The sequence below is a fragment of the Rhizobium sp. M1 genome (genome assembly GCF_002531805.1).
GTDB classification, from domain to species: Bacteria; Pseudomonadota; Alphaproteobacteria; order Rhizobiales; family Rhizobiaceae; genus Rhizobium; species Rhizobium etli_C.
In genome coordinates, this window is sequence record NZ_NWSW01000042.1 from 1 (window position 1) to 14,303 (window position 14,303).

Below are 14,303 nucleotides of genomic sequence, written 5' to 3' on the forward strand. Positions count from 1 at the left end.
CCGCATTATACAACAACGGCAACGTACAAGGATGAGGGCGGAGTGAGGTCGAGGCTCGCGAACCCCGTCGTGCCCCCTACCCCTCCGCCCTCTTCTGCCGCCAGGCCAGCGGCGTCATATCCGTCACCCGGCGGAATTCGCGGTTGAAATTGGACTTTGTCTGGAAGCCGACGTCGAGCATCACTTCGGTCACCGATTTCTCGGTGGCCGAAAGCAGGCGGCAGGCCTCGCCGATCCTGTAATCATTGACATATTGCGAGACGTTCTTGTCCATCGCCCGGTTGATCGCCGCCGAGATCTGGCGCGCGGGGATGCCGGCCTTGCGGGCGAGCCGGTCGAGATTGAGATTGGCGTCGCGATAGAGCTTCCTTGCTTCCATCAGCGCGTCCACGGTAGCGATCGTCTCCTTGTCTTCGCTCGCCTCCGGCCTCGCCGCCGCCTCGGCCGTTTCGGCAGGCGCCCGGCTTCGGCTGGCGGCGGCCGCCGCAGTGCCGAGAATGACGAGGGCGGCGAGATTGCCGACGCTGATCACGGTCAGCGCGTGCTCGCCATGCGCCCAGGTGAAGTCGAAGAAGACGAAGGTATCGACCGCAGCCGACAGGCAGAGCGCCGCCGCCGCGAAGATGATGGCCCGATAGGCCGGCACCGCTCCCTCGAAAGGCGCGAGCCGAAGCGCATCTGCGCCCGGGCGCATCAGCAGCAGGATCGCCAGGGCGTAGCCGACGAAGATCAGCACCAGCGCAACGTCGATCGCCTCCCGCCAGAAAACCACCAGCAGCAGGATGAGCACGGCGGGCACGGCATGCAGCCCGAGGCGTCCCGCAAGCGGCCGCCAGCTCGTCCTCACCAGCCTGGAAACGCCGGCATAGGCGAGCGGCGGCACCGTCGCCGCGATGACGGGAGCGATCACGCCGACCACCTGCATCCCATAGCCCCAACGCAAGCCGGAGAGGATGGATTGCAGCGCGCTCAGCAGGATGAGCACCAGAAACGGCCGGTTGGGTTGCCCCTCCTCGTCGCGTCTGAGGACGATGACGAAGAGGATGAGCAGAAGGAGGGCGACGACGAAGGGAAGCGGAATGAACAGCATGGCCTGGCGGGATCGGGGTCACGGATAGACGGCCATCATTGCCGACATCCTCGCGCGAAGCGACCTCCATCGTGTTTTAGAACGCGTTTTCAGGAGAAATTCTTTTGAATTGGCGGCCGCCGCACCGGGCTAGCCATGAACGCCGGCATCAGACGCGTTGCAGGAATGCAAGCACGCGCGCCGTCAGAAGCGCGGTCGCATCCGCGTCATAGGACGGAAGCGAGCTGTCGGCGAAATAGTGCTGGTCGCCGGGGTAGAGAAAAAGCTCCGCGTCCGCGACCTTCGCGACGATCTCGCGGGCGGCATCGATGTCGCCCTCGCCGACGAAGATCGGGTCGTTGTCCATACCGTGGATCTGCACCGCGACACCATCCGGCCAGGGTCCGAAGGCCCATTCGCCACTGATCGGCAGGCAGGAATAGAAAAGCAGAGCTCCACGGGCTCCTGGCCGCCTTTGCGCCAGCTTCTGCGCCGGCAGCACACCGAATGAGAAACCGGCATAGACAAGTTCGGCAGGCAGTTCGTCGGCAACCCGGACGCCGCGCTCCCTGATGGCGTCGAATCCGTTCTCGCCGATATGGGCGAGACCTTCCTCGATGCTTCCGAACGTGCGTCCGTCGAACATATCAGGCGTGTGCACGATGTGGCCGGCAGCCCTGATATCGTCGGCGAAGGCCCGCACACCAGGCGTCAGCCCCTGTGCGTGATGGAACAGCAAGATTTCAGCCATAGGCGCCTCCGGTCGAGAGTCGGCACATTTTGATAAAAGTTCGAAGCAGTCCGGATTGAGCGCGCGGCAGTCGTCTCCGATGTCGCAGCTCTGCCCCGATGACCGGTTCTACGGCGTCGCGCCGAAGAAGGCGAGCCGGGTGAAGATCGTATACCGCGATTCCGATACCATCAGCGCGACGAAGACCAGCACCAGCACCGGCGGCAGCAGGATGGCGTAGACGAGCGCCAGCCGTTCCCAGGCCATGTGCATGAAAACCGCAACGATCAGCCCGGCCTTCAGCATCATGAACACCAGGATCAGAAGCCACCGGAGATAGCCCTGGATCCCGAGATAATCGACCATGTAGGAAAAGGCGCTGAGCACAAAGAGCAGGCCCCAGACGAAGAGATAGAGCCGGATCGGATGCTGCTGCCCGCTATGTGCCTGTACATGCACCGTTTGGCTTTGCCCATGCGCCGTTGTCTCGCTCATGACGACCTCACCACAGATAGAAGAAAGCGAAGATGAAGACCCAGACCAGATCGACGAAGTGCCAGTAGAGACCCATGATCTCGACGGCCTCGTAGCGCCCTTTCCGGCTGGTGAAAAAGCCGCGCCGCTCGACGTCGAAATCGCCGCGCCAGACCTTGCGGGCGATGATCAGCAGGAAGATGACGCCGATCGTGACGTGGGTGCCGTGAAAGCCTGTGATCATGAAGAAGGTCGATCCGAATTGTGCCGCCCCCCATGGGTTTTCCCAGGGGCGTACGCCTTCGGTGATCAGCTTCGTCCATTCGAAAGCCTGCATGCCGACGAAACATGCCCCGAGAAGTGCTGTCAGCAGCATCAGGACAGCGGTCCTGCCGCGGTCGCGGCGATAGCCGAAATTGACCGCCATCGCCATCGTGCCGCTGCTCGAGATCAGCACGAAGGTCATGATCGCGATCAGGATCAGCGGCACGTCCTGGCCGCCGATATGCAGCGCAAAGACCTCGCTCGGATTGGGCCAGGCGACGGGCGTCGACATGCGGGCGGTCATATAGGCGAGCAGGAAACAGCCGAAGACGAAAGTGTCGCTGAGCAGAAATATCCACATCATCGCCTTGCCCCAGGAGGCGGTCTTGAAGGCGCGCTGGTCCGAGGCGAAATCGGCGGCGACGCCGCGCAGGCCGACCGACCTGAGATCTGGCTCGCCGTGTGTCTGGACAGGATGTGCCATCTGCAAATCTCCTGGTTGAGCCCCTAGTTCAGCAATGTGCGGCAGAGATCGACGAAATCATTCGCCCACCCGGCAAACAGCGCAAACAGCAGCAGCCAGACGGCAAGCATGAAATGCGAATAGATCGCCGAAAGGTAGACGCTGAGGCTGAGCCTGTCCGACGCGATGTCGGTCGCGAAAGCGCGCAGGGTCGTGTGACCCAGCACCATGAGCCCGCCGAGGATGTGCAGGCCATGCAGACCGGTCAGCATATAGAAGAAGCTGTTGGCGGGATTGTCGACCAGCACATATCCCGCCGCCGTCAGCTCGCGCCATGCCTGGATCTGTCCGGCGAGAAAGAGAACGGCAAGAGCAAATGCGACGGCAAGCGCCGGTCGCAGGCGTTCGACGCGGCCATGCCGCGCTTCGCGTCTGCCCCATTGCAGCGCGGCGCTGCTCAAGGCGAGTGCTGCCGTGTTGACCCAGAGCAGACGCGGAACCGGCATCCCCCACCAGTCCGTCGACGCTGCACGCATGAAATAGGCGCTGACGGCAAGGCTGAAGAGCGCGCCGACGACGCCGAGAAACACGAAGAGGCCGATCTTCACCGCCGGCACGGGCGGCCGCTCAGTGCCGGCATGATCCGGCAGCTGCACCGAGCCGGATTCGAGCCAGGGCTTCGAGGTCAGCCGCTGCCCCGCCAACCACCAGATAATGATGGCGGCGATGGCCGCGAGGAAGATCAGCGTGACGTTCATGTCGGAAGCTCCCGTGTGGCCTCGCCGCTGGCCGGCACCGTCTGCGGAATGAAATCCTCTGCAGCACCAGGCACGCTGTAATCATAGGCCCAGCGGTAGACCACAGGCAGCTCCTTGCCCCAGTTTCCGTGCGCCGGCGGCGTCTGCGGCGTCTGCCATTCGAGCGTCGTCGCCCGCCACGGATTGCCGCCCGCCTCCCGGCCGCGGAAAAGGCTCCAGACCAGATTGAACAGGAAGACCACCTGCGCTGCCCCGACGACGAGCGCCATGATTGATATGAAGATGTTCAGCGTATGCGCCGAAGGTGGAACGAAGGCCGCCTCTCCCATCTCGAAATAGCGGCGCGGCACGCCGAGCAGGCCGAGATAGTGCATCGGAAAGAAGATCGCATAGGTGCCGAGAAAGGTGATCCAGAAGTGGATATGGCCGAGCGTCTCGTCCAGCATCCGCCCGGTGACCTTCGGATACCAATGATAGATCGCCCCGAAGATGACGAGGATCGGCGCGACACCCATCACCATGTGGAAGTGCGCGACGACGAACATCGTATCCGACAGCGGCACGTCGACGACGACATTGCCGAGGAAGAGGCCGGTCAGGCCGCCATTGACGAAGGTGACGATGAAGGCGAGCGCAAACAGCATCGGCAGCGTCAGGTGGATATCGCCGCGCCAGAGCGTCAATACCCAGTTGTAGACCTTGATCGCCGTCGGGACGGCGATGATCAGCGTCGTGGTGGCGAAGAAGAAGCCGAAGGCGGGGTTCATGCCGCTGACATACATGTGGTGGGCCCAGACGACGAAACTCAAGGCGCCGATGATGACGATCGCCCAGACCATCATGCGGTAGCCGAAGATGTTCTTGCGGGCATGTGTGCTGATCAGGTCCGAGACGATGCCGAAAGCCGGCAGTGCGACGATGTAGACCTCGGGATGCCCAAAGAACCAGAACAGGTGCTGGAACAGGATCGGGCTGCCGCCGCCATGCTGCAGCTGCGTGCCCATTTCGACGATGGCGGGCATGAAGAAGCTGGTGCCGAGCAGGCGGTCGAACATCATCATCACGCAGGCGACGAAGAGGGCGGGAAAGGCCAGGAGCGCCATCACGGTCGCGGTGAAGATGCCCCAGACGGTGAGCGGCATCCGCATCAGCGTCATGCCGCGCGCCCGTCCCTGCAGCACGGTCACCACATAATTCAGCCCGCCCATGGTGAAGCCGATGATGAAGACGATCAGCGAGGTGAGCATCAAGAGGATGCCCCAGTCCTTGCCGCCGGGCGTGCCTGAGAGAACCGCCTGCGGCGGATAAAGCGTCCAGCCCGCCCCCGTCGGGCCGCCGGGCGCAAAGAAGCCGGCGGCGAGGATCAGCACCGCGAGGAGATAGATCCAGTAGCTCAGCATGTTGGCGTAGGGAAACACCATGTCGCGGGCGCCGACCATCAGCGGAATGAGGTAATTGCCGAAGCCGCCGAGGAAGAGCGCGGTCAGCAGATAGATCACCATGATCATGCCGTGCATGGTGATGAACTGGTAATAGTGATCGGCATCGATAAAGGTGAAATAGCCGGGAAAAGCAAGCTGGATCCGCATCAGCCAAGAGAGCACCAGCGCCACAAGACCGATCGCGATCGCCGTCAGCGAATATTGCACGGCGATGATCTTGGCATCCTGGCTGAACACATATTTCGTCCACCAGCTTCTCGGATGATAAAGCTCGACATCCTCGACTTCGGCGGATGGGATGCTGCCGGATGGAATCTCGACCATGATCTCTCTTCCCTTTCCCCGATGCGGCCTTAAGGCCGTCGTCCCGCCGGTTCCTTGAACCGGCTTGCGGCCTTCGGCCGTCCTGGTCGCGTCAGTTCGCCGGCCCGGCCGACGCCGTCAGCTGGGTGAATGTCTGCTGTTGCCCGAGCCAGGTCTGATAATCCGCGTCGCTTTCGACGACGACTGTGCCGCGCATTTGCGGATGGCCGACGCCGCAGAGTTCGGCGCAGAGGATGTCGAAGGTCCCCGTCCGCGTCGGCGTGAACCAGAAATAGGTGATCATGCCGGGGATCATGTCCATCTTGGCGCGGAACTCCGGCACATAGAAATCATGGAGCACATCGACGGAGCGCAGCAAAATGTGCACCGGTTTGCCGATCGGCAGATGCAGCTCACCGCCCTCGATGATGACATCGTCGAGCCCGCTTGCATCGTTCTTGTCGAGGCCGAGCGGGTTTTCCGGGCTGACGTCGCGCGTCTCGGCACGGCCGAGTTTTCCGTCCGCTCCCGGCAGGCGGAAGCTCCACAGCCACTGCTGGCTGACGACCTCGACTGATGCGGCATCGGCAGGCACCGATATGAACTGGTTCCACACGATGAGGCCGGGCGCCAGCATCGCCGCGACGCCGACTGCCGTTCCCGATGCGAGCAGCACTTCCAGCCTGCGGTTTTCAGGCTCGTAATGCGCCTTGTTGCCCGGCCTGTGCCGGAAGCGGAAGACGCAATAGGCCATGAACGAAACCACCGCCACAAAGACTATGCCGGTGATCCAGAAGGTGATGACGAGGGTAGTGTCGATATAGGTCCAGTTGGACGCGATCGGCGTCCACCACCACGGGCTCAGCACATGGAACAGCACGGAGCCGACGACAATCAGGACGAGGATCAGCACGACAGCCATTTCCGCTCCTCCTCGAGCAGGTTGACCCGTGAAACCGCATTCCGCAAAAAGTCCGTGTTTATTATCGCACAGATAGAAAATATCGCAATTACCGCGATTTAGCCATTCGTCGCCGGCCGCGAACCCGTCATTCGGAGTATTGCCATCTGGGAATATTGCCCGTCACTGCGAATATTGCCCGTCACTGCGAATATTGTTTGAGATAGGCGATGAGATCGGTGATCTCCTTTTCGTCCTTCACGCCGACAAAGGCCATCTTCGTGCCCTTCACCTTCGCCTTCGGATTGTGCAGATATTCGCGCAGCACCGTCTCGTCCCAGACAAGACCGCCTTCGCCAGCCGCCTTCATTCCCGCCGAATAGGCGAAATTGGGATGCGTCCCGGCCTTCCTGCCGAACAGTTTGTTCAGAGACGGGCCGACCTTGTTCGTATCGGAGTCGACGACATGACAGGTCGCGCACTTCTTGAAAACAACGGCGCCCGCCGTCGCGTCGCCCTCCTGCGCCCCGGCGTTAGCGGGAACAAGGGCAGTCACAGCTGCACCAATCAGCAGAACGACACGATAATCCATGGCAAACCTCATCCTCCTCAAGGTCGCCAGCCACTCACACCGTCCACTATCTCTCGCGTGTGGGTGGTGGTTGTTATAGCAGGAAGATTAGTCCTTCGCGGATGCAAGTCAATCGCTTCCACGGTTGGAATGACGTGAACGCATTTGATATCAGGTAGATCCGACGCGGATAACGGCCGCTACACGCCGATCGAAAGAGCCTCCTTGACCGCCAACTCGGCCATGGCAAGCGCCGCCTCGCGGCTCCTGGCGGCGGCGATGAAGCGGCCGTTATGGCAGAAGCTCGCGCCCTCTATGCCGCAAACCGCCGCCAGCTCTCCATTGGCAAGACCGGCCCAGGCCGCAGGCAGGTCGGCCCTGAGTTCGAACCCCTCCTCGGCCCGGCGGATGCCGGTTACGCACCAATCCTTTTCGCGCGGGTGGACGACGAACAGCAGGTGATCGGCGCCGGCCTTGACGATAGCAGGACGGAAGGGCATCCCCCTCGGCAGTTCCAGAACGCGCCCCTGCCCCGCAGCCTTGATAGCCTCGTGCACGATCGCCTCGGCCCGCAATTTTGCAGCGCTCTGAGCGATCTTGGCCTCGACGAAACTGCGGGCAATGGCAAGGGCCGCGTGGAAGGCGCGATCGTCGGCATCCGGCTCCGCTTCGTCGAAAACCGGTTTCAGGGTCTCGAGCAGCGCCGGCAGTGTCAAGCCCGCCAGCGGTCCCGAGGGGCTGAGCGCGCCATTGTCGGTCAGATCGATCGGCAGCACGAAGCTCGCATCGAAAGAGCTATGCACGGCTTCGACATGGTCGGCGGCAAGGCCGCGAGCGGCGAGATAATCGCGGCCGTAATGTTTCCAGATCAGGCCGAATGAGCTGTAGGGCTGACCATCGTCGCGCAGCGGCGCGCAGCGCTGGTGATGATCGAATATGCCGGCATCGGCGTCATAAGCTCCGCCGACATCATAGATGATCCGGCCCTGCCCTGGCGTGATCCACTCCGGCGCCCGGCTGCGGATCAGGCGCGCCTGCGGGAAAAGCCGGGTCAGGATGACGCTCGACAGCAGTTCGTCGGCATGGAAACCACCGGAATGGGTGACGAGGAAATCGGGGATCATGGGAGCTATGCGCCTTATCGTTCGCGGCCGGTCCGCTTGCGGGTCGGAACCAGATAGCCGTTGCCGACCATGATCTCAACCCATCTTCGCGCATTCCTCAGGCGCCGGCCCGTTGCCGGAAGGCGCGCTGCAGTTTTGGAGCGACGACAAGTGTGGAGGCGAAGACCTAAAGCAGCGCCGGTGCCGGCTGTGCCGCGACAAGCGCGCGGCTAGCCGCCGCGCCGGCATGCAGGCAGATGAGTCCGATCGCGGCCAGAGAATTGATCAACAGAACCTCGGCGACAACAGCTGCCGAAAACGCCCCGTCGCCGGACGGAAGCACCGCCGTTGCGGCAAAAAGCACGCCCTCGTAAGCAGCGAACCCGGCGATGAAGGCGCCGGCCATCGTGACGGCAGGGCCTGCCATCAGGCGCAGCACCCCGAGCGCCGCCGCAAGCGAGGCAAATGCTGCAATCCCGATCGCCAGTCCCCAGGCATAGCTGTCGAAGGTCTGGGGATAGCCGAGGACGAGATAGCCGACCGTCTGGTTGGCAAACCAGGCAAGCAGCACCGCCATCAGCGCCATCCGCCGGGGAAGCACGACTGCCGAGACGGCCGCCAGGGCCACGAAAGGCGTCACGCAGGCAAACAGCAGGCTAAGAGCGACGCTGGCACCGGCAATGACGGCGACCCAGGCGACAGCGAAAAGGGGAGCTGCCGGGCGCAAGGGAAGGTGGTTTCGTTCGAGCATGGCGGAACTCCGTCTGACCGGGCGTGGCCCAGAAAAATCATAGCGAAATTGCAGGAAAAGGCCAGCGAGCGCGCGCGTGGAAACGGATCATATCGGCATCGACCCGCGAGAGCCCCGCATTTGGACTACCCTGCTTTGTAAATATCTGCCTATGGTCAGCGCTACAACGCATCCAGAGGTATCTTCAGATACCGCCGCCCGTTCCCCTCCGGCTCCGGCAGCCGCCCGCCCCGAATATTCACCTGCAGCGCATGCAGCATCAGCTTCGGCTTCGGCAAGGTCCGGTCCCGCGCCTGGCGCAGCGCCACGAAGCCGGCCTCGTCCTTGCCCGATATGTGGGGATTGGCGCGTCTCTGCGCAGCCACCGTGCTTTCCCAGCGCGGATGCCGGCCGCCCGGCTGATAGTCGTGGCCGGAAAAGAGCCGAGTTTCCTCGGGCAGCGACAGGATCGCCTGGATCGAGCGCCAGAGGGCGCTGGCGCTGCCGCCGGGAAAATCGGTGCGCGCCGTGCCGGAATCCGGCGTGAACACCGTGTCGTGCACGAAGGCGGCATCGCCGATCAGATAGGTCACCGAGGCGAGCGTATGGCCGGGCGAAAACATAACGCGAGCTTCAAGCCCGCCGATCTCGAACCTGTCGCCATCGGCAAACAGCCGGTCCCATTGCGAGCCGTCGGTCGCAAGGGCCGGCCAGTTATAGATCTCCTTCCAGAGGACCTGCACCTCGGTGACCTGGGCGCCGATCGCTATCGGCGCGCCGGTCTTTCCCTTGATGTAATGGGCGGCGGAAAAATGATCGGCATGCGGATGCGTGTCGAGGATCCACGCGACTGCCAGCCCGCGGTTTTCGATATCGGCAAGGATGGCATCGGCGCTTGACGTGCCCGTCGCCCCCGAGGTCTCGTCGAAGTCGAGCACAGGGTCGATGATCGCGCAGCGTCCCGTGACAGGATCGGCAACGACATATTGCACGCTCCATGTGGCAGGATGGAAGAAGGCCTTCACATCGACCGTCTGCGCCGCGCGCGCCTCCAGCCAGCGGCGCGCGCCGGCAAGGTCGAAGCCGAGACTTTGGCCGAGCGGCTCGACATCCGCGGGCTTCATCCGCCCGTCCAACACCTCGCCCAGCACGTAGAGCGTCAATGCCCGCGTACCGCTTCTGCAATGGGCGACAACCGGCCCCTTCGCCTCGGTCATCGCCGCCTGAAAGGCGCGAATGTCTGCCTCGGTGATCTCGCTCCCCTTCACCGGCACGAAGCTATAAAAAAGCCCAGCGGCGGTGGCGGCAGCCTTTTCCGCTACATTGCCCGGCTGCCCCGGCTCCTCGCCATCCGGCCGGGCATTGATCACTGCGACAAAACCCTCACCCGCGAAAGCAGCAAAGCCGGCGGCATCGGGCTGCCCCGCCACCGATATCAGCTCATTGACCCTTGCGGATGGCATCGAAGCCCCCCTGCGGCATCGCATGTATACTGGTACAATCTCATGAATATATTGCCGAATGCAAGAATAGTTAGTGGTATATGCCATCCGGTCTGGCCGATCAAAACGATAACGTCGCGGCACCCTCGCCACCTCAGGCCAACCAATCGCGGCGATCTCCTATGATGCCCGCTACGCCACCGAAGCCGCCTTCAACCGCTCCTTCTCCCGCGCCTTTGCTCCCTGGCGGGCGGCGCGCAGTTGGAGACGTTATCCAGTTGCCGCACGCACCTCCCGATGGCAGTGCCGCCGTCAGCCCTTCTGGCCGCTCGACAGTCGGCTTGGCGAACCCTAAGGTCCCGGCGACAGTCGATTGGATCAAACGCATATGCCTTACGGGATCAGCCTCAAATGTCTGAACGTAACCGCCTCCCCCATTCTCGAGCTCTGGGATGAAGCCGCGGCATTCGAAGAGGCGGCTTCAATGCGGGCCTTGAATTATCCGCCGCATCTCACCCTCGCTCTTTACCAGGAGATTGACCTCGACCAGTTGGCCGAGGCGCTAGACCGCGTCTTCCGCACGCTCCCCGCCGTCACCTTGAGCTTTTCAAGCATCGGTCACTTCGAGAACGAATTCCTCGTCTTATGGGCGCGGCCGAACAAAGGTGAGCAGCTTTTCCAACTGCATGCGCAGCTTCACCGGGAAATCGACCCCACCCATTGCCACGAGCACTATCGGCCCGGCAACTGGGTGCCACATTGCACGATCGCCACGAAAATCCCGATGGCGAAATCGCAGGCCGCGATCGGCTGGGCCAACCGGAACCGGATGCGTTTCCCGGTGACTTTCGATGCCGCGGATTGTGTCCGATTCCCGCCGGTGGAGATCTTGAGAGAAATCAGGCTCCCGGCGCAATGATCGCTAACCGTGTCCTGCCGGAGAGCAAAACCCCGCCAATCATTGGCGGGGCTGTTCATGCTGAAAATGGTCGGCATTAAGTCCTGGGAAGAATCAATGATTGGCTTCTGCCAACCGAAGCTGGCGAGGCTTGCGCAGTCAATGCTTTTCAGCCGCGCGGCAACATCCGCTGCCTCGAGTTCGAGCAGCAGTGATCACCTTCGCCGGTCGCAAACGCGGCGCCGAAAAAGCTAGTTCTGGCCCTGCAGGCGGTCGATCACCTCTAGCAGCAGATCAGCGCAGGCCTTCATTGGTTCGTCCTCTGTGCATTTCAGATCGATCCGTGTGTTTCCGTCCTCAATTTGGAAATGGGCGGCCTTCGACGGCCGCGGCATGCGATGGCCCCGGAAATCGCGGAAGCCCATGTCGTCCCTCGAACCGTGCCACCGGTAGTCGGGGCGATCTCCGGACCGTGCGTCCGGGCTGCCCATCATCCGCTCGCCATCATCGGGAGCGGGCTGGGGCGGCGGGGCTGGCGGCGGCGGAGGCGAGCTAGGCTCGGTCGCGGTGGGTGGCGTCGCGGCGGATGGCGGGGCTGGCGGTTGTTGTGCGACGGCGGTGCCGGCGAGTGCGGCAAGGGCAAGGCTTGATAGAAGAAGTCTTTGCATGGGATCGGTCCTTTCGCAGAGGTGAGGCATGTCTGTAAACACCTCGGCAGGCCTTTGGTTCACACCCCCTCAAAGCTTCTGGTCGAAATCCGCAAAGAGCGCGGTGGCGATCTTCATGAGGGCAACAATCATTGGAACGTCGCCGCCCCGGACGTCTTTCGCCTCGCCTCCGCCTTGTTGCGCGTTTATCCTCACCGTCGATTCGCCGTCCGCGACGAGGGCGCGGGCGCAAGATTGCATCATTAAGGAGAGTGCGATGACGGACGCCAAGAGCGGCATTTCGGGATTACGGCCGCATATTACGGTTATCGGCGTCGGCGGGGGTGGCGGCAACGCCATCAATAACATGATTGCGGAAAAGCTGGCGGGCGTCGAATTCGTCGCCGCAAATACCGACGCCCAGGTTCTCGCCACCTCAAAGGCGTCGCGCCGCATTCAGCTCGGCGCGAATGTGACGGAGGGCTTGGGTGCCGGTTCGCTGCCTGAGGTTGGTCATGCAGCCGCCGAGGAGTCGATCGACGAGATCATGGATCACTTAGCCGGCTCGCATATGTGTTTCGTCACCGCCGGCATGGGCGGCGGTACGGGCACCGGTGCAGCCCCCGTCATCGCGCGTGCCGCGCGCGCGGCCGGCATCCTGACGGTTGGCGTCGTCACCAAGCCCTTCACCTTCGAAGGCAATCGCCGCATGCGGACGGCCGAAGTCGGCATCGAGGCGCTTCGTCAGGCCGCCGATACCGTCATCGTCATTCCCAATCAGAACCTCTTCCGCATCGCGGACGCAAAGACCACCTTCGCCGATGCCTTCATGACGGCCGACCGCGTGCTCTTTGCCGGCGTCGGCTGCATCACCGATCTCATCGTCAAGGAAGGCCTGATCAACCTCGATTTTGCCGACGTGAAATCGGTCATGCAAGGCATGGGCCGCGCCATGATGGGCACCGGTGAAGCCGCCGGCGAAAGCCGGGCGATGAAGGCCGCGGAAGCGGCAATCGCCAACCCGCTTCTCGACGATATTTCCATGAAGGGCGCCAGGGGCGTGCTGATTTCGATCTCCGGCGGATCTGATATGACGCTGTTCGAAGTCGACGAGGCGGCAAGCCGCATTCGCGACGAAGTGCAGGACGACGCCGATATCGTCGTCGGCGCGATCTTCGACCGCAGCCTGGACGGCAGGTTCCGCGTCTCGGTCGTGGCGACCGGCCTGGAAGCCAGCGCCGCGCCGCTATCCGCGCCCAACCACGCGGCTGAACAAGTCCAGACGCGCACGCTGCAATAGCACGGCTGCAGTATCCTGACTTGCTCACGCCGGCTCCGGCCGGACAAACGTCGCTCCGCCGTATAAAGTCGGGATGGGGCGACGTCAGGCCAAAGGCCGGAGCCTCGAAGGACGATGCGGGTGCGCCTCGCGTCAGGCCCGCAGTTCAATTGACACAATGAAAAAATCAAATATTCCTTCAAGCCGAAGTTGAGGATTTGAAGTGAAAGACGCATTTGTATATTTGATATTAGCAGCTACGATGATTCCGCTTTCGAGCTGCACGACGACCTCCGAAAGCTCCCGCGAGCAGTCGCTGTCGATCACGGCGCAAAGCGGCGTCAGAACGCTGGTGGCCAAGAACTGGCACATCGATGACGACTGCCGCCATATCGACTACCCCGCCATCAATATCGTCGAACGGCCCGAACACGGGCGTCTCGAGATCGTCCGCGAACCGCTCTTCCCCAAGCTCGACGGAAAAGCGTCGAAATGCGAAACGATCAAGGTCAACGGCGTCGTCGGCTACTACACATCCGATCCCGGCTATACCGGCAGCGACCGACTGGTCATCCGCTCGCCCTATGAAGAGGGAAAGACCGAAGAAGGCGTGTTGAGCGTGAAAGTAGTCAAGTAGGAATCCCCCTCGAATAGCCTCGGCGCCAAGCAGAGTCTTTGTAAGCTTCGCTGTGCCCAGCTTAAGCGCGCATACCGAGGCACTTCTCGACTGGGAGCCGGCCGAGCCGACACCAATGAAAACAAAGACTAAAGCACGTCGCATGACCCAGATTCTATCCGCGTCTCAGCGCATCCGCCCTTCGTTCGTCTCGGCAGGATCATAGTTGATGTCCCAGTCCTTCTCCGGCTTCTTCTTGCCCGGCGGGTTCCGGTTGACCGTGGCGTCCTCCGAGCCGGTGATGACGGTCGGTTTGGCGCTTGCAACGCCGCTGGCCTTTCGGTCGGCCTGGGATTTGGCGAATTGACCGGCCGCGTCCTTCTTGGGATTGCCCATCTCATTCGCCTTTCTGCTTCATCGCGTCACTGAAATCCTTCATTTCAGGGTCGCGGTTGTTTTCGTCGTTGGCGTCGCGGTTCTTGTCCGGATCGTCCTTGGCCTTCAGGTAGCCGCGCGGCCTGTTGCCCTTCGGTCCTTCCCAGCGGGGGGACTGGTCGGTGGTGCCGGGAGCGCCGTCCTTGGGTGTCGTCATGCCCATCGTCGTTTCTCCTTG

General features: G+C 62.4%; 18 protein-coding genes and 1 pseudogene. 4 read left to right on the forward strand and 15 right to left on the reverse strand.

Annotated elements, in window-relative coordinates; all coding sequences use genetic code 11:
• Positions 1-76: 76 nt before the first annotated feature.
• The 11 genes from CO655_RS28905 to blh all read right to left on the reverse strand — a co-directional run bounded on the left by CO655_RS28905 (position 77) and on the right by blh (position 10,271).
• Positions 77-1,090, reverse strand: coding sequence for an AraC family transcriptional regulator (locus CO655_RS28905; RefSeq protein ID WP_097605396.1), 1,014 nt, complete (start codon positions 1,088-1,090; stop codon positions 77-79).
• Between the two features lie 148 nt (positions 1,091-1,238).
• Complete coding sequence (locus CO655_RS28910) at positions 1,239-1,820, reverse strand: dienelactone hydrolase family protein (RefSeq protein ID WP_097605397.1); 582 nt, start codon at positions 1,818-1,820, stop codon at positions 1,239-1,241.
• A gap of 108 nt (positions 1,821-1,928) precedes the next feature.
• Complete coding sequence (locus CO655_RS28915; protein WP_097605398.1) at positions 1,929-2,294, reverse strand: cytochrome C oxidase subunit IV family protein; 366 nt, start codon at positions 2,292-2,294, stop codon at positions 1,929-1,931.
• Between the two features lie 7 nt (positions 2,295-2,301).
• The gene (locus tag CO655_RS28920) at positions 2,302-3,021 is read right to left on the reverse strand and encodes a heme-copper oxidase subunit III family protein (protein ID WP_039620573.1); all 720 of its coding nucleotides are present in this window, start codon (positions 3,019-3,021) and stop codon (positions 2,302-2,304) included.
• Between the two features lie 23 nt (positions 3,022-3,044).
• Positions 3,045-3,758: a cytochrome c oxidase subunit 3 gene (locus tag CO655_RS28925; protein ID WP_097605399.1), complete on the reverse strand. Its 714-nt coding sequence runs from the start codon at positions 3,756-3,758 to the stop codon at positions 3,045-3,047.
• Positions 3,755-5,524 carry a cytochrome c oxidase subunit I gene (ctaD, locus tag CO655_RS28930; protein ID WP_097667601.1) on the reverse strand — a complete coding sequence of 590 codons (1,770 nt, stop codon included), beginning with the start codon at positions 5,522-5,524 and terminating at the stop codon, positions 3,755-3,757. The genes CO655_RS28925 and ctaD overlap by 4 nt, the downstream gene beginning before the upstream one ends.
• Positions 5,525-5,615: 91 nt before the next feature.
• Positions 5,616-6,425 (reverse strand): cytochrome c oxidase subunit II, encoded by an 810-nt coding sequence (locus CO655_RS28935; protein WP_038689687.1) that lies wholly within the window; start codon positions 6,423-6,425, stop codon positions 5,616-5,618.
• A gap of 181 nt (positions 6,426-6,606) precedes the next feature.
• Complete coding sequence (locus tag CO655_RS28940; RefSeq protein WP_038689689.1) at positions 6,607-6,996, reverse strand: cytochrome c family protein; 390 nt, start codon at positions 6,994-6,996, stop codon at positions 6,607-6,609.
• Positions 6,997-7,175: 179 nt separating this feature from the next.
• Complete coding sequence (locus CO655_RS28945; protein ID WP_097667602.1) at positions 7,176-8,099, reverse strand: MYG1 family protein; 924 nt, start codon at positions 8,097-8,099, stop codon at positions 7,176-7,178.
• A 166-nt stretch (positions 8,100-8,265) separates the two neighbouring features.
• Positions 8,266-8,829 (reverse strand): hypothetical protein, encoded by a 564-nt coding sequence (locus CO655_RS28950; protein ID WP_097667603.1) that lies wholly within the window; start codon positions 8,827-8,829, stop codon positions 8,266-8,268.
• Positions 8,830-8,990: 161 nt separating this feature from the next.
• Complete coding sequence (gene blh, locus CO655_RS28955; RefSeq protein ID WP_097667604.1) at positions 8,991-10,271, reverse strand: bifunctional sulfur transferase/dioxygenase Blh; 1,281 nt, start codon at positions 10,269-10,271, stop codon at positions 8,991-8,993.
• A gap of 124 nt (positions 10,272-10,395) precedes the next feature.
• Here blh and CO655_RS34510 point away from each other — a divergent pair.
• Both CO655_RS34510 and CO655_RS28960 read left to right on the forward strand, forming a co-directional pair.
• Positions 10,396-10,605 (forward strand): annotated as a pseudogene (locus tag CO655_RS34510) (hypothetical protein); the annotation flags it as partial.
• A gap of 33 nt (positions 10,606-10,638) precedes the next feature.
• Positions 10,639-11,169, forward strand: a complete 531-nt coding sequence (locus CO655_RS28960) for a 2'-5' RNA ligase family protein (RefSeq protein WP_097667605.1) — start codon at positions 10,639-10,641, stop codon at positions 11,167-11,169.
• Between the two features lie 230 nt (positions 11,170-11,399).
• Here the strand turns inward: CO655_RS28960 and CO655_RS28965 are convergent, their stop codons facing one another.
• Together CO655_RS28965 and CO655_RS28970 are read right to left on the reverse strand one after the other, a co-directional pair.
• A complete protein-coding gene (locus CO655_RS28965) occupies positions 11,400-11,816 on the reverse strand; it encodes a hypothetical protein (RefSeq protein WP_097605404.1) in 417 nt (138 codons plus the stop codon).
• 69 nt (positions 11,817-11,885) lie between these two features.
• Positions 11,886-12,086, reverse strand: coding sequence for a hypothetical protein (locus CO655_RS28970; protein WP_097667606.1), 201 nt, complete (start codon positions 12,084-12,086; stop codon positions 11,886-11,888).
• Between CO655_RS28970 and ftsZ the strand changes: the two genes are divergently transcribed.
• Both ftsZ and CO655_RS28980 read left to right on the forward strand, forming a co-directional pair.
• On the forward strand, positions 12,073-13,095 hold the full coding sequence (gene ftsZ / locus CO655_RS28975) for a cell division protein FtsZ (protein ID WP_010035422.1): 1,023 nt from the start codon (positions 12,073-12,075) through the stop codon (positions 13,093-13,095). The genes CO655_RS28970 and ftsZ overlap by 14 nt on opposite strands.
• A gap of 241 nt (positions 13,096-13,336) precedes the next feature.
• Positions 13,337-13,711: a hypothetical protein gene (locus tag CO655_RS28980; RefSeq protein ID WP_097667607.1), complete on the forward strand. Its 375-nt coding sequence runs from the start codon at positions 13,337-13,339 to the stop codon at positions 13,709-13,711.
• Positions 13,712-13,876: 165 nt separating this feature from the next.
• Here CO655_RS28980 and CO655_RS28985 read toward each other — a convergent pair whose 3' ends face one another.
• Together CO655_RS28985 and CO655_RS28990 are read right to left on the reverse strand one after the other, a co-directional pair.
• Complete coding sequence (locus CO655_RS28985; RefSeq protein ID WP_097667608.1) at positions 13,877-14,086, reverse strand: hypothetical protein; 210 nt, start codon at positions 14,084-14,086, stop codon at positions 13,877-13,879.
• A 1-nt stretch (position 14,087) separates the two neighbouring features.
• Positions 14,088-14,288 (reverse strand): hypothetical protein, encoded by a 201-nt coding sequence (locus CO655_RS28990; protein WP_009992991.1) that lies wholly within the window; start codon positions 14,286-14,288, stop codon positions 14,088-14,090.
• Positions 14,289-14,303 lie beyond the last annotated feature (15 nt).

Coding starts and splice junctions, on each gene's coding strand:
- CO655_RS28905 (WP_097605396.1), bottom strand. CDS start 1,090: ATGCTGTTCATTCCGCTTCCCTTCGTCGTCGCCCTCCTTCTGCTCATC.
- CO655_RS28910 (WP_097605397.1), bottom strand. CDS start 1,820: ATGGCTGAAATCTTGCTGTTCCATCACGCACAGGGGCTGACGCCTGGT.
- CO655_RS28915 (WP_097605398.1), bottom strand. CDS start 2,294: ATGAGCGAGACAACGGCGCATGGGCAAAGCCAAACGGTGCATGTACAG.
- CO655_RS28920 (WP_039620573.1), bottom strand. CDS start 3,021: ATGGCACATCCTGTCCAGACACACGGCGAGCCAGATCTCAGGTCGGTC.
- CO655_RS28925 (WP_097605399.1), bottom strand. CDS start 3,758: ATGAACGTCACGCTGATCTTCCTCGCGGCCATCGCCGCCATCATTATC.
- ctaD (WP_097667601.1), bottom strand. CDS start 5,524: ATGGTCGAGATTCCATCCGGCAGCATCCCATCCGCCGAAGTCGAGGAT.
- CO655_RS28935 (WP_038689687.1), bottom strand. CDS start 6,425: ATGGCTGTCGTGCTGATCCTCGTCCTGATTGTCGTCGGCTCCGTGCTG.
- CO655_RS28940 (WP_038689689.1), bottom strand. CDS start 6,996: ATGGATTATCGTGTCGTTCTGCTGATTGGTGCAGCTGTGACTGCCCTT.
- CO655_RS28945 (WP_097667602.1), bottom strand. CDS start 8,099: ATGATCCCCGATTTCCTCGTCACCCATTCCGGTGGTTTCCATGCCGAC.
- CO655_RS28950 (WP_097667603.1), bottom strand. CDS start 8,829: ATGCTCGAACGAAACCACCTTCCCTTGCGCCCGGCAGCTCCCCTTTTC.
- blh (WP_097667604.1), bottom strand. CDS start 10,271: ATGCCATCCGCAAGGGTCAATGAGCTGATATCGGTGGCGGGGCAGCCC.
- CO655_RS28960 (WP_097667605.1), top strand. CDS start 10,639: ATGCCTTACGGGATCAGCCTCAAATGTCTGAACGTAACCGCCTCCCCC.
- CO655_RS28965 (WP_097605404.1), bottom strand. CDS start 11,816: ATGCAAAGACTTCTTCTATCAAGCCTTGCCCTTGCCGCACTCGCCGGC.
- ftsZ (WP_010035422.1), top strand. CDS start 12,073: ATGACGGACGCCAAGAGCGGCATTTCGGGATTACGGCCGCATATTACG.
- CO655_RS28980 (WP_097667607.1), top strand. CDS start 13,337: ATGATTCCGCTTTCGAGCTGCACGACGACCTCCGAAAGCTCCCGCGAG.
- CO655_RS28985 (WP_097667608.1), bottom strand. CDS start 14,086: ATGGGCAATCCCAAGAAGGACGCGGCCGGTCAATTCGCCAAATCCCAG.
- CO655_RS28990 (WP_009992991.1), bottom strand. CDS start 14,288: ATGGGCATGACGACACCCAAGGACGGCGCTCCCGGCACCACCGACCAG.